Below are 13,070 nucleotides of genomic sequence, written 5' to 3'. Positions count from 1 at the left end.
AAAATATGTGGAGCTGAATAAAGGCAGTCGAGAGCAAGCAGGATATTTTCCTGCTTGCTTTTTAATGGATGTCATGGACTGATTTTTCTTATATCAATAAGAGAATGTTATGATTGTCCTTTCAGTTTTAATATTATTCGAAAACCCCTTTTTACAGTAAAATGAAGAGTAAGTGATGGGAAAATATGTTATACAGGAGATTCTACTTTGTTGTATAAGGGAGCTACAATAATGAAAGCCGTTATTCAAAATGAGTTCGGAAAATCAGATGTACTTGTATTCGCTGATGTGAAATGCCCGGAAATAACGGATGATGAAGTGTTGATAAAAACCGCATTTACCAGTGTGAATTATGCAGATATCAAGTCACGGAAAGGTACTAAAGTAGAGGGGAACTTCCCCTTCACTCTTGGATTGGATGTTACGGGAACCATTGTGAGGGCGGCAAAATCGTCTACCTTTTCCGTCGGTGACCGTGTCATCGCCTTTCCCATAGGTGGCTCATACGCAGAATATGTGAAGGCAAATCAACAATTGGTGTTCAAAATCCCTGACAGTCTTCCTCTTGAACAGGCTGCTGCCATGCCGACCGTATCAATCTTGTCTTACCTTCTCTTACATGAAGTCGGTCAAGTGAAAAAGAGCGATACGATCGTCATCCATAGTGCTGCCGGTGGCGTAGGTTCTATGCTTGTACAACTAGCAAAACTTGCTGGGGTAGAAACGATCATTGCAACAGTGGGGAACATTCGGAAAGAAAACTATGTGAAGAACTTAGGTGCAGATTTCGTTTGTACATACGACTCTTTTAAAGAGGAAGTCCTTACGAGCACATGTGATCAAGGAGCAAATGTCATTTTCGATTCAGTAGCAGGTGAAGTCACTTCCAGGAGTCTCGAGTGTTTGGGTCTATATGGAACCCTTGTTCAATTCGGCAACAGCAGTGGAAAAGCCGGTACCTTTAAAACAAGCGATGTTCATAGTTCCTGCAGAAATATAAAAGGCTTCAGCTTAGGAACGACCAGGAAACATCGACCGGGACTTTTGGCTCCTGTTGCTGATCAGGTAATAAAGTTATTTGCCTCCAAGAAAGTCATCCTGCCCGTCGCACAGATCTTTGAATTGAGAGATGCAGCAAAAGCGCATGAATTGATAGAGAGTCGTGATTATGAGGGGAAAGTGCTGATTAAGGTATAAATCCTTGCTGAGAAAGATGTCTCAGGTTAAAAGATCCGTTACCCTTGAAATTTCTTAGTAGGGAGTTAGAATGATGATGATTAAAGTGATTACGTGTAAAGTGAGCGAGGAAAGGAAGGAAGATTTTTTCGAAGAACAGAAAATTTGGAAAGCGCTGAGTCCGCTGAACGGATTTTTGGGTCAGGTTGGTGGGTGGAGTGATCAGGACCCTTCTACAGCCTGTATTTTTGCTTTTTGGGAAAATGAAGAAGCCTATCAGTATTTTATGGATAATGTACATGACGAAATCCTTCTCCATTCAAATCAATCGAGTACCTATAAGTCTATAGATGTATCATTATATGAGGAGAGTTTTACGGTCCCTGGTTCGGAAAAAAAGATAACTCATGTTTTAGAGAAAGCTAAATATGTTCGAGTGGCCAGGGCACTAGTGAAACCTGGACATGCAGATCATTTTATTGACATGCAAAAGACGATTTGGAATCCAGGAATGAGCGCAGCTGAAGGGTTTCTTGGGGGATCGTTTGCTATTTCTAAAAAGAGAGTGAGAGATTTTCTGGTGTTTACCTGTTGGGGAAATGAGAGATTCCATCAAATTGTGGAAAAGCATTTTCCAGCTTTAGTTAAGGAAACCAAAATGCAAACCGATGTGCAGGAGATTATGGGGGAAGAAGTTGTACTTGAAGAAGCGTGGCGAGTACTTCCCTTCAATAATGGTGGTTAATCTATCATAGTGATAAACTCGCCAACCTTTAGTGTGATGTATAGTACAATCTACCAATTTATAAGTAAATGAATAACTAAAGAGTCTACCCGAAGACGTTATCTAATATTGTCTTCGAGTAGGCTTTTTTGTGAACAATGTCCCTACCTCACCCCCGACAACCCCCGATTAATAAACCGGTGCAAGATCCCCGCCATCTCTTCAGGCGTCTTATCCATGCCATTCTCCACCCAGTTTTTAATGACGTGAATGCTTCCGCTTACCATGAACATATTGATGTATTCATAGGTTTCTTGATCGATCCTGCTATCGGTGATCCAGTTTTTGAAGATGAATTCATGGGTGATGATCATGCCTTTTTTGAGAAAGTACATATCGCTGTTCTCGCTGAGAAGTGCCTCGCAGATGTCGCTTTTGTCGGCGATGTATTCGAATAGTTTTTCGGTCATTTGGAGGGCTTCTTCTTCTTTTGAAAAGTTGTATTGGCTCAGTGTGACGGTCAGGTCCTCGATGAATTCTTCTTCGATTGCTTCGAGCAGTTCGTATTGATTTGAGTAGTGGGCATAATAGGTGGATCGGTTGATGTCTGCTGTTTCGCAGATTTCTTTGATGGTGATGCTTGAGATTGATTTATCCTGCAGTAGTTTCAAGAGGCTGTCCTTTAAAACCATGCGTGTATATTTTTTTCGTCGGTCCATTTTTGAGTTCAAAGATCAACGTTCCTTTCATGCTTTTTGTGAGATATCCAACACACAAGAATGATGTGTTGAGTATTGAACATTCCTTATGCAACTGTCCGTTGAATATCCAACACGGTGTTTATTATAATGATAAGGTGAAAATGTGAGAGATACAAGTGAGGTTGAGAAATGATAAATTTAGCAGCATGGATCATAAAGCATAAGAAAGCTGTGTTGATTGCGTTTATGCTGGTGACGATCCTGTCAACGGTTGCGCAGTTTTTTGTAAAGGTCAATTATAATATGGTCGATTACTTGCCCGATGATGCCCAGTCGACACAAGCGATGGACATCATGGAAAAGGAGTTCACGGGTGACGTTCCCGATACGCGGGTCATGGTTACGGGTGTGACGATACAGGAGGCACTCGAATTTAAAGAAAAGCTGGAGAACATTGACGGAGTATCGGATGTGATCTGGCTGGATGATATGGTCGATCTGAAGACGCCTTTGGAAGTGGCCGACAAGGAGACGGTCGAGAATTACTATAATGATCAGAATGCGCTGTTTTCCATCAGTGTCGCTCCCGGCGATGAGGTCCGGATCACCGATGAAATCTATGAGCTAATCGGTAGTGATGGTGCGATTGCCGGTGAAGCGGCCAATACGGCAAGTTCTCAGAAAATGGCCGGAAGTGAATCGATGTACGCAGGGATGTTACTGGTCCCCCTCATTATTTTGATTCTGGTCGTCTCAACGACTTCGTGGATCGAACCGCTGTTCTTCCTGACGGCGATCGGGGTGTCGGTCCTCATCAACCTGGGAACGAATATCTTCCTTGGGGAGGTTTCCTTCGTCACCCAGTCGGTTGCTCCGATCCTGCAGCTGGCGGTGTCCCTGGATTATGCGGTATTCCTGCTTCACAGCTTCTCCGATTACCGGAAAGTGACGGATGATCCTGAAGAAGCGATGAAGCTTGCCATGAAGAAGTCGTTCCCGGCGATCACGGCAAGTGCGGCAACGACGTTCTTTGGATTTATCGCCCTTACATTCATGGAGTTTCAAATCGGATCGGATCTCGGGGTGAACCTCGTGAAGGGGATCGTCCTGAGCTTCATCAGTGTGATGGTGTTCCTGCCAGCACTGACGTTAGTTTTCTATAAATGGATGGATAAGACGAAGCATAAGAGCTTTGTTCCGAGCTTCGCGGGTATCGGGAATAAGGTGCTGAAACTGAAGGTACCGAGCCTGATCTTTGTATTTGCCATTTTGGTTCCTGCCTTCCTGGGGCAAACGAATACGTCATTCATTTACGGGTCAGGTGAGCAGCCGGAAAACACCCGTGTCGGGAGTGACTTCAAGAAGGTGGAGGAGGCATTTGGTGAGACGACACCGATCGTTCTTTTAGTTCCAAAAGGAGATACGGCCAAAGAAAAGGAGCTCGTGGAGGACATCGAATCCCTTGATTATGTGACTGGAGTCATGGCGTATGTTAACCAGGTTGGCTCTGAGATCCCTCCTGAGTACCTGGATAAATCGATCACCGATGAATTCTACTCTGAAAATTACAGCCGGATCGTCATTAATACGAATCAGGGTACGGAAGGAGAGGTTCCTTTTTCCATCGTAGAGAAGGTGGAAGAAGCGGCGGCGGATTATTACGGGGATAAAGCTCTGGCGCTTGGGGAGAGCGTGACGCTTTATGACATCAAGAATACCGTCAAAAAGGATAATGTGGTCGTGAATGTGCTGACAGTCGTGACGATTGCCCTTGTGCTTCTGTTCAGCTTTAAATCGATTACGATTCCGGTGGTGCTGCTCATCACGATTGAAGCGGCCGTATGGATCAATCTGTCGATTCCATATTTCACGAATACACCACTCGTATTTGTAGGCTACTTGATCATCAGTACGGTACAGCTTGCCGCGACGGTCGATTATGGGATTTTATTCACAGAGGCTTATACCCATTATCGAAAGGAAATGCCTGCTAAAGAAGCAATGGTGAGAACCCTGGATGAGAAGACATTCTCGATTTCGATTTCGGCAGCGATCCTTTCGAGTGTCGGCTTTATTTTGTGGATCACCTCCTCCAATCCGATCGTTGGATCCATCGGTCTATTGATGGGCAGGGGGGCGCTGCTAGCCTTTATCATGGTCCTCTTTGTCCTGCCGGCGATGCTGTTGGTATTCGATAAAGTCATTAAGAAAACAACGTATAAAGCAAATTATTATGAGGAGAAATGATGATGAGAAAAAAACAATTACGCTATTCTGCACTCGCATTGATGCTATTCTTGCCTTCATTTCTTAGTGTACCCGCCCAAGCGGCAATGGAAGGAAAGGTCACTTCGAAGGATGAAGTCGTGTACGCGACATTGGACGCAGCTGGAGACCTGGATTCGATCTATGTCGTGAATACCTTCGAGGTAGCTCGTGCCGGAAAGATCCTCGATTACGGGGAATTCAGCAGCGTCAAGAATCTGACGGATCTGAAGAAGCTTGAGCTGGAGGGGCAGAAGGTTGAAGTGGATGCCCCTGAAGGAAAGTTCACGTATCAAGGAAACATGAAAGAAGATACAAAGTTACCATGGGATGTGAAGGTATCATATAGCTTGGATGGGAAGAAAATGGATCCATCACAACTTGCAGGAAAAAGCGGACATCTAGAAATCAATATCGATACTGCTGAAAATAAGAATGCAGGTACCGTATTTTATGAAAATTATTTATTGCAGGTTTCCCTGAACCTGCCGAATACGTATGAGAACATCGAAGCGGCAGACGGAATGGTGGCGAATGCTGGGAAGAATAAGCAAATCACCTTTACCGTCATGCCTGGAAAAGAGAAAAAGCTAAGCGTGGAAGCGGATGTAGTGGACTTTGAGTTCGAAGGAGTTCAAATTGCGGCGGTCCCTTCCACACTCCCAATCGATACGACGGGAACAGAAAATATGACCGATGACATGTCGGAGCTATCTGGTGCCATCGGGAAGCTAAATACCGGGGTGGCCGACCTGAAAAATGGTGTGTCCCAATTGAACGATGGGGCATCGAGCCTGCGTGATGGTTCGGCTCAATATAAAAATGGCATCAGTGAATTGAACGGTTCTTCGTCTCAAATTGTCGGAGCCTCGAATTCTATCGGCGATGCACTGCGAACCATCAATCAGTCACTGGCTGCGAATCCTGCCGAAATGGATTTATCAGCTTTGAATGAGCTGCCGGCTGGTTTGGCACAATTGGCAGATGGCCTGACACAAGCCGCGAATGGGTTATCGACCCTGCAGAAGAACTATTCTTCAGCCTACGCTGCATTGGACGGTGCGATGGCGGGAATCCCTTCTTCCGAGCTCTCGGAAGAAGAGATTGCCGCATTATATGAAAGCGGAGCGGAGCCGCAGGTAGTGGATAAACTGGTGGAGTCCCATCAAGCTGCGCAAAAAGTGAAGGGGACCTATGCAAGCGTCAAGGAAGCCTTCGCTGCCGTGGAACCAACCTTGAATCAGGTGAGTGGTTCCGTCAACGAGATGAGCGGACAGCTGACGTCTATCTCGAATAATCTGTCTGCATCCTTGAAAGAAACGGATATGAGCGGGTTTGCTCAGCTGCAAAAAGGACTGGGTGAACTGTCCGCCAACTACGGCGACTTCCACTCCGGACTGGTCCGCTATACAAAAGGCGTGGGTCAGTTATCCACTTCTTACGGGAAGCTTCACTCCGGCATTGCTGAACTGGCTGGAGGAACAAACGAATTAGAAGATGGAGTCGCAGATCTTCACAGTGGAACGAGCAAATTGCATCAGGAAACGAAAAACCTTCCTGACAAAATGCAAGAGGAAATCAATAAGATGATGGCTGAATACGATAAATTGGACTTCAAGCCTGTATCCTTCGTTTCCTCCAAGAACGAAAAAGTATCTTCCGTGCAATTTGTGATCAAGACAGAAAGCATTGAAAAAGAAGAAAGAGAAACAAAGAAGGCAGTGCCTAAGAAAGAAAAAGGGTTTTGGGATCTGCTGATGGATTTGTTTAAATAACCTGAGAGTATTTGCTGATTGACACAAAGGTGGTTGGTTTTAGTAACCACCTTTGTGTCATTTTTTTATTTATTTTCAAGGGCACACTCTCGTTAAACGCTGTTCTCATACTACGCGTGGAATGAATTTAAGCTTCAAACAGGTGATTCATACATAACAAAATACTCCTTTGACATACCTGCTAAAGAAAATTCGACAAGGAGGATCAATTATTCAAAAAGAGGATTAATAAATCCAATCTAGGATTAATAAATCTGGAACAGGATCAATAATCCCAAATTAGGATTGAAATCGGCCAGTCAGGATCAATTCTGCGGCAAAGGGACGCCTCATCTGAATGAACTGCCCCAAATCCGTCCCCATTCAACCGTTAAGAATCCTTTCCAGCTAAAAAAAAGACAATACACACCATAGGTCTCCAGACTGATATATTTTATGTCACAGGTCAGAGGCAACTTCCATCCAGCATATGTTACATTCATATAAGCAATCATAAAGAATAAACAAACATATAACATATGGAGTTGAGTTGTAATGCGAAAGAATATTCTATTAGTGATAGGTATCCTCCTTATATTAGGAGCTTTGATAGCATGGTTCAGTCGTGGAGGAAGTGATACAGTGTATAAAGAAGTCCCTGAAGCAAAACAGTCAAAGGATTATAAACCTGAAATTCTTTGGCCGCTGACAGAGGCAGATAAAGAAATGGCAGGGGAAGCCAGTGGAGTAGCCGTCGATAGTAAAGGGGATATCTTCTATTTACATCGGGGAAGTTCGGAATATGGTGGAGAAAGCTTAATACAAGAACCTGCCCTCATTGTGATTGACGGGGAAACAAAAGAGGTGAAAAACCGTTGGGGAAAGAATATGTTTGCATCCCCTCATGGCTTGGAAATCGATGATGAAGATAATGTTTGGATCACAGATATAACGCTGAACAAGGTGTACAAGTTTACACCTGATGGTCACTTACTGGCCACATTTGGAGATGACTATCCATTTTATATGGAGGCTGCTCTGCGGATAAGGAATGTACTTCCAAATCTTCCAACCGGGATGACTAAGTACACATTTGCCCGTCCTACAGATGTCACCGTTATGGAAGATGGTTCATTCGCCGTAAGCGATGGTTATCGTAATAGAAGGATTGTAAAATTTGATTCTGATGGAAATTTCCTTTGGGAGAAGAATGACCTGGGGAACGGTACGGGTGAATTCAACCTTCCTCATGGAATTTCTCATGATCAGAAAGGGAACTTGTTTGTGGCAGATAGAAACAATGCAAGAGTTCAGGTGTTGAACCAGGACGGGGAATTCCTGGATGCGTGGGAACAGAAGGAAATAGGTCGTCCTTTCGGTGTGGAAGTAGGGAATGATGGAAACGTGTATCTCGTAGATGGCGGTGATGCACTTTATCCAAACACAGGAAGAGGATCACATCAAGTAGTGATAGTAAATAAGAATGGTGAAATCATCAACCGATTTGGAAAGTGGGGTTCAAAAGCCGGGGAAATGAAGGTTCCCCACGATGTCGCGGTGAATCAAAATGGGGATATCTTTGTGGCAGAACTTCAGAATAACCGGCTGCAAGTATTCAGGGTCAAGGAATGATGGTAGAAAAGGGCACAGACGTGTGCTCTTTTTTTATTGCTTTGAAAGGGCTTGCGAAATTTCTGAAATCTATTATACTATTAATTAATTAAATGAATTAATTAATTAATTAATTAGGGGGTTATATTAAATGAATATGGTAAAAGCTTTATTGCTTATAGGGGCATTAATAGGTTTAGGTGGATGTGGACCAGAAGAGTCCTCCTCATCTGTAGACGAAAAAAAGATCAATTCAAAACCTGAAAATCTTATTGTTTGGGAGGATATTGGGAAATCAGATGCCTTGGCACCAGCTATTAAGAGCTTCGAAGAAAAGACGGGAATAAACGTAGAAGTTAAAGAAGTAGAAATGTCTTCTCAAATGAAGGAGAGAATCAGGTTGGACGGACCCGCAGGCACAGGACCAGATGTATTTACCCTTCCTCATGATCAGATCGGACAGCTGGCCATCGAAGGAATTTTGAATCCGATTGATGTGAACGAGAAAATACTTAATCAGTTTACTGATTCTTCTATCGATTCCCAGACCTATGACGGGAAGGTGTATGGACTGCCAAAGGCTGCTGAGACACCGGTGCTGATTTATAATAAGAAACTTATGGGTCAGGCACCGGCATCCATGGAAGAATTATATGCCTTATCTAAAAACACAGAACCAGGCCAGTATGGATTTCTAGCAGTTTGGAATACCCTTTACTTTGGCTTTGGAGTCATGGGAGGCATGGACGGTTATATCTTTGACGACGAGGGTGGAAGTCTCAATCGGAAGGATATCGGGTTAAATAATGATGGTTCCGTTAAGGGAGCGGAATATATCAAGAAGTGGTATCAAGAAGGAATATTCCCTAAAGGATTATTCGGTGAAAATGGTGGAGCCACGATGGAAAGCTTGTTTATCGAGGGAAAAGCATCTGCCGTAATGGCGGGTCCCTGGGCGTTTAATAGTTTCAGAGAAGCCGGTGTAAATATTGGTGTGGCTCCTCTCCCGAAACTGCCAAATGGCGAACCGATGAAGACGTTGATTGGTGTCAAGGGTTGGCATGTCAGCAGCTATTCATCTCATGCCAAATGGGCACAAATGCTGGTCGAACATTTGAGTAGTGAAGAAAATGCCAGAATCCGTTTTGAAACGACAGGAGAAATCCCACCTGTCAAAAGCCTCCTGAATGATCCGCTTATCCAAGATAACCAAGAAGCTAATGCTGTTGCGATTCAATCCACATATGGTGTCCCAATGCCGAATATTCCGGAAATGGGAGAGGTTTGGGGACCGATGGGGACAGCGCTTGAGTTGATCACGTTAGATAAGAAGCCAACGGAAGAAGCTCTTGATGAAGCCGTTAAGACGATTCAATCTTCCATAGAAGCAAATCATCAGTAAGGAGGGAGGCGAATCGATGAATAGTGTCAGAAAAGAAGAACTTGAGACCTGTGATCTTACTGAAAAGCCCTCACATTCTCAGAAACAGTCACCGGGCACAAAACATCGAAGGCTTGCTGCGGTGTTATCGATGATACCGGGGCTTGGACAATTTTATAACCGGCAATTTGTAAAAGGCTTGATATTCCTCTTGATGGCTGGCTCGTTCTTTATTGCTTTTCATGATTTATTAGATATCGGGCTTTGGGGATTAGTGACACTTGGATCTGAACTGCCCCGTGATCATTCCATATTCTTGTTGATACAGGGAATCATTGCTTTGGTAGTTACGCTGTTGGGACTGGCGGTATATGGCTTCAACCTATATGATGCGTATCAAACAGGTAAAAAAAGGGACGAACGCCGTTCAATAAGCTCAGTAAAGGAGCAATACCGGAATCTGATTGACTCGGGGTTTCCATATATGATGTTAACCCCCGGTTTTCTCCTTTTGTTGTTTGTTGTTGTGTTTCCAATCATCTTCATGGTGCTCCTGTCATTCACGAATTATGACCTTTATCATTCCCCACCTGCCAAATTGGTAGACTGGACAGGATTTCAGAATTTCATTGATTTAGTAAAAGTAGATATTTGGAGGGAAACATTTCTCAGTGTATTTGCCTGGACCATTATCTGGACCTTTGCAGCGACAACTGGGCAAGTTGTGATTGGGATTCTGTTAGCAATCGTGATACAGCAAAAGGAAATATGGGGGAAGAGAGTATTTCGGACCATCTTTATATTACCTTGGGCGATCCCGGCTTTCGTTTCTGTCTTAATCTTCTCAGGTATGTTCAATGAGAGTTTTGGTGCCATTAATCAGAACATCCTTCATTTCTTTGGAGTTGATGCGGTTCCTTGGCTGACTGAACCATTCTGGACGAAGATTGCGTTAATCTTCGTTCAATGGTGGCTTGGCTTCCCATTCATCTTTGTGATGGTGACAGGGGTTATCCAGTCAATACCCGGAGAGTTGTATGAAGCTGCCGCAATGGACGGAGCTTCACGCTTTAGTCAATTTAAGAACATTACCCTGCCTATGATTCTATTTGCGACCGCTCCCATCTTGATTACACAATATACGTATAACTTTAATAACTTCAATGTAATCTATTTGTTTAATGGAGGAGGTCCTGCTGTTTCCGGTCAGAATGCAGGGGGAACGGATATCCTGATATCGTGGGTGTACGATCTGACTATGGCTTCTGCTCAATATGGTAAAGCCGCGGCCATTACAATGATTCTATCAATCATCGTCATTGTGATAGCTTTATGGCAATTCAGGAGAACAAAATCATTCAATGAAGAGGATATGATGTAATATGAAAGCAGCATGGTGGAATGGAATACGAATAACAATGTCATACGCATTTCTCTTTACAGCAAGCATCATCGTGCTTTATCCGGTCCTATGGGTCATTGGAGCTTCACTGAATCCCGGAGACAGTTTAACAAGCTCTTCCATCATTCCGGACAATTTCACGTTTGCTCACTATCAAACGCTGTTTGACCTTGAGAGTACCCCCTATCTTCTATGGTACTGGAACACCATTAAGATCTGTTTCATCACCATGATACTGGCCGTCATTTCTATTGGGCTGACTGCCTATTCGTTTTCACGTTATCGATTTAAAGGGAGAAAAAACGGCCTCCTTTTATTCCTGATTTTACAAATGGTGCCGAACTTCTCTGCTTTGATCGCGATCTATGTCTTTGCAAATATGACGGGTTTGATCGATACCCACCTTATCTTGATCTTGATATATGTCGGTGGATTGATTCCTATGAATACGTGGCTTGCGAAGGGGTACTTTGACACCATTCCCCAATCATTGGACGAATCGGCCACCATGGATGGAGCCGGTCATCTTCGCATCTTCTGGCAGATCATCATGCCATTGGCTAAACCGATACTTGCGGTGGTGGCTTTATTCAGTTTCATTACGCCTTTCACGGATTTCATATTGGCGACGATCCTGCTTAGATCCGAGGAGAAATATACCCTTGCTGTTGGACTTTATCAATTAATCAGTTCACAGTTTGGTAATTCATATACTCAATTTGCTGCAGGAGCTGTACTGATTGCTATTCCAATCAGTATTCTATTCTTCTCGTTGCAACGTTATTTCACTACCGGATTGACAGCTGGAGGAACCAAAGGATAACGGGATTCCATTGGTGATCAATGAGGAAGTCTGATATATTAGTCATATTAACGTTGGAAAAGGAATGGAATCATGGGATTAAAAGGGCAGAATACGCAAAGAACTAAACAATTTAACCGCTCCCTCGTCTTGAAGACGATGTTGAGAAACGGACCGATCTCAAGGCATCAGATTGCTGAGCTGACCAATTTGACCAGGGGGACCATTACGTATATAACCTCGGATCTTTTAGAAGAGGGCCTGATTCAGGAACAAGGGAGTCTCCCGGTTGAGAAGCAGGGGGCTGGCCGGAAATCCGTAGCCCTTACTCTACGGGATGAAGCCGCATGGGTGATTGGGATGCATATTGGGATGAAAGAAATCTCCATCGGGTTAGTCAGTCTGAACGGAAGGGTGAAGGATGTAGTCAGAAGCACACCTTCCAAAGAGTTTACGGTCGATGCCTACCTCCATTTTATAGTGGAAGAGTTAAAGACTTTCATTCATCGGCATTCAGATAATGTGATTACCGGATTAGGAATCGGGGTCAATGGGCCCGTGGATATTAAGAAGGGGACAGTTCTGGGAAACGAAGAGGAAGGCTGGCCGGAAATTCCCCTTTACGACTATTTACAGAACCACTTTTCGTTCCCGGTTTACGTAGACCGTGATGTCAGCTCCATGACGCTTGCAGAGAAGTTGTTTGGTGAAAGTAAGCATTTCGATCAGTTTATGTTTCTCTATGTGGGCCGCAGCCTTGGATCTGGGCTGGTATTAAATGACACACATTTCCGTAGTGGTATATCAGGTGGGGGAGAATTCGCTCACATGACATACCAACCCGACGGACGGCCATGCTGGTGCGGAAACAAGGGGTGTATCAATGAATATGCATCCTTGCAAGCTCTTGCCGAGGAACGGAAGAGTGACTCCATTGAGGAGTTAACACATTCTATCCTAGAAGGAAACGCAGAATCCATCGTTGCCCTGGAGGCTGCAGGAGAGAAGATTTCAGTTCCGTTATCCTCCTTCATCAATATCATTCATGTTCAGAGAGTGGTGATTGGAGGGCCACTGGAACGATATAATAAGGTTCTTGCCGATTTGATCAGCAGGGAAGTCAACAATCAGGCATACGTAGCTTCCTTACAGAAGGTCGATTTCCAGGCATCCAGTCTCGGCGAATATATTGAAGTCATTGGTGCAGGAAGCCTTGCCCTGCTGAATGGCATCTATCAATACAAAAGTTGAACA

Annotated in this window: 10 protein-coding genes; 9 read left to right on the top strand and 1 reads right to left on the bottom strand. The window is 44.0% G+C overall.

Annotated elements, in window-relative coordinates; all coding sequences use genetic code 11:
• Positions 1-231: 231 nt before the first annotated feature.
• Together Q1B03_RS06160 and Q1B03_RS06155 are read left to right on the top strand one after the other, a co-directional pair.
• A complete protein-coding gene (locus Q1B03_RS06160; protein ID WP_299739262.1) occupies positions 232-1,197 on the top strand; it encodes a zinc-binding dehydrogenase in 966 nt (321 codons plus the stop codon).
• Between the two features lie 70 nt (positions 1,198-1,267).
• Entirely contained in the window at positions 1,268-1,921 is a 654-nt protein-coding gene (locus Q1B03_RS06155; protein WP_299739261.1) for a YdbC family protein, read from the top strand.
• Between the two features lie 143 nt (positions 1,922-2,064).
• Here Q1B03_RS06155 and Q1B03_RS06150 read toward each other — a convergent pair whose 3' ends face one another.
• Positions 2,065-2,631 (bottom strand): TetR/AcrR family transcriptional regulator, encoded by a 567-nt coding sequence (locus Q1B03_RS06150; protein WP_299739259.1) that lies wholly within the window; start codon positions 2,629-2,631, stop codon positions 2,065-2,067.
• Positions 2,632-2,790: 159 nt separating this feature from the next.
• Here Q1B03_RS06150 and Q1B03_RS06145 point away from each other — a divergent pair, with 159 nt between their 5' ends.
• The 7 genes from Q1B03_RS06145 to Q1B03_RS06115 all read left to right on the top strand — a co-directional run bounded on the left by Q1B03_RS06145 (position 2,791) and on the right by Q1B03_RS06115 (position 13,067).
• A complete protein-coding gene (locus Q1B03_RS06145) occupies positions 2,791-4,848 on the top strand; it encodes an RND family transporter (protein ID WP_299739257.1) in 2,058 nt (685 codons plus the stop codon).
• A gap of 2 nt (positions 4,849-4,850) precedes the next feature.
• Complete coding sequence (locus tag Q1B03_RS06140) at positions 4,851-6,641, top strand: YhgE/Pip domain-containing protein (RefSeq protein WP_299739256.1); 1,791 nt, start codon at positions 4,851-4,853, stop codon at positions 6,639-6,641.
• A 534-nt stretch (positions 6,642-7,175) separates the two neighbouring features.
• On the top strand, positions 7,176-8,252 hold the full coding sequence (locus Q1B03_RS06135) for a peptidyl-alpha-hydroxyglycine alpha-amidating lyase family protein (protein WP_299739254.1): 1,077 nt from the start codon (positions 7,176-7,178) through the stop codon (positions 8,250-8,252).
• Positions 8,253-8,388: 136 nt separating this feature from the next.
• Complete coding sequence (locus Q1B03_RS06130) at positions 8,389-9,633, top strand: extracellular solute-binding protein (RefSeq protein WP_299739677.1); 1,245 nt, start codon at positions 8,389-8,391, stop codon at positions 9,631-9,633.
• Between the two features lie 130 nt (positions 9,634-9,763).
• Positions 9,764-10,993 carry a carbohydrate ABC transporter permease gene (locus Q1B03_RS06125; RefSeq protein WP_299739675.1) on the top strand — a complete coding sequence of 410 codons (1,230 nt, stop codon included), beginning with the start codon at positions 9,764-9,766 and terminating at the stop codon, positions 10,991-10,993.
• A 1-nt stretch (position 10,994) separates the two neighbouring features.
• Positions 10,995-11,837: a sugar ABC transporter permease gene (locus Q1B03_RS06120; RefSeq protein WP_299739253.1), complete on the top strand. Its 843-nt coding sequence runs from the start codon at positions 10,995-10,997 to the stop codon at positions 11,835-11,837.
• Between the two features lie 72 nt (positions 11,838-11,909).
• The gene (locus tag Q1B03_RS06115; RefSeq protein ID WP_299739250.1) at positions 11,910-13,067 is read left to right on the top strand and encodes an ROK family transcriptional regulator; all 1,158 of its coding nucleotides are present in this window, start codon (positions 11,910-11,912) and stop codon (positions 13,065-13,067) included.
• The last annotated feature ends 3 nt before the right edge of the window (positions 13,068-13,070 follow it).

It is taken from the genome of uncultured Rossellomorea sp. (assembly GCF_947488365.1).
GTDB lineage: Bacteria > Bacillota > Bacilli > Bacillales > Bacillaceae_B > Rossellomorea.
This window is presented reverse-complemented; position numbering and strand designations above follow the sequence as displayed.

Excerpts from the sequence above, each read along its gene's own strand:
- Q1B03_RS06160 (WP_299739262.1), top strand. The coding sequence starts at position 232 with ATGAAAGCCGTTATTCAAAATGAGTTCGGAAAATCAGATGTACTTGTA.
- Q1B03_RS06155 (WP_299739261.1), top strand. The coding sequence starts at position 1,268 with ATGATGATGATTAAAGTGATTACGTGTAAAGTGAGCGAGGAAAGGAAG.
- Q1B03_RS06145 (WP_299739257.1), top strand. The coding sequence starts at position 2,791 with ATGATAAATTTAGCAGCATGGATCATAAAGCATAAGAAAGCTGTGTTG.
- Q1B03_RS06140 (WP_299739256.1), top strand. The coding sequence starts at position 4,851 with ATGAGAAAAAAACAATTACGCTATTCTGCACTCGCATTGATGCTATTC.
- Q1B03_RS06135 (WP_299739254.1), top strand. The coding sequence starts at position 7,176 with ATGCGAAAGAATATTCTATTAGTGATAGGTATCCTCCTTATATTAGGA.
- Q1B03_RS06130 (WP_299739677.1), top strand. The coding sequence starts at position 8,389 with ATGGTAAAAGCTTTATTGCTTATAGGGGCATTAATAGGTTTAGGTGGA.
- Q1B03_RS06125 (WP_299739675.1), top strand. The coding sequence starts at position 9,764 with ATGATACCGGGGCTTGGACAATTTTATAACCGGCAATTTGTAAAAGGC.
- Q1B03_RS06120 (WP_299739253.1), top strand. The coding sequence starts at position 10,995 with ATGAAAGCAGCATGGTGGAATGGAATACGAATAACAATGTCATACGCA.
- Q1B03_RS06115 (WP_299739250.1), top strand. The coding sequence starts at position 11,910 with ATGGGATTAAAAGGGCAGAATACGCAAAGAACTAAACAATTTAACCGC.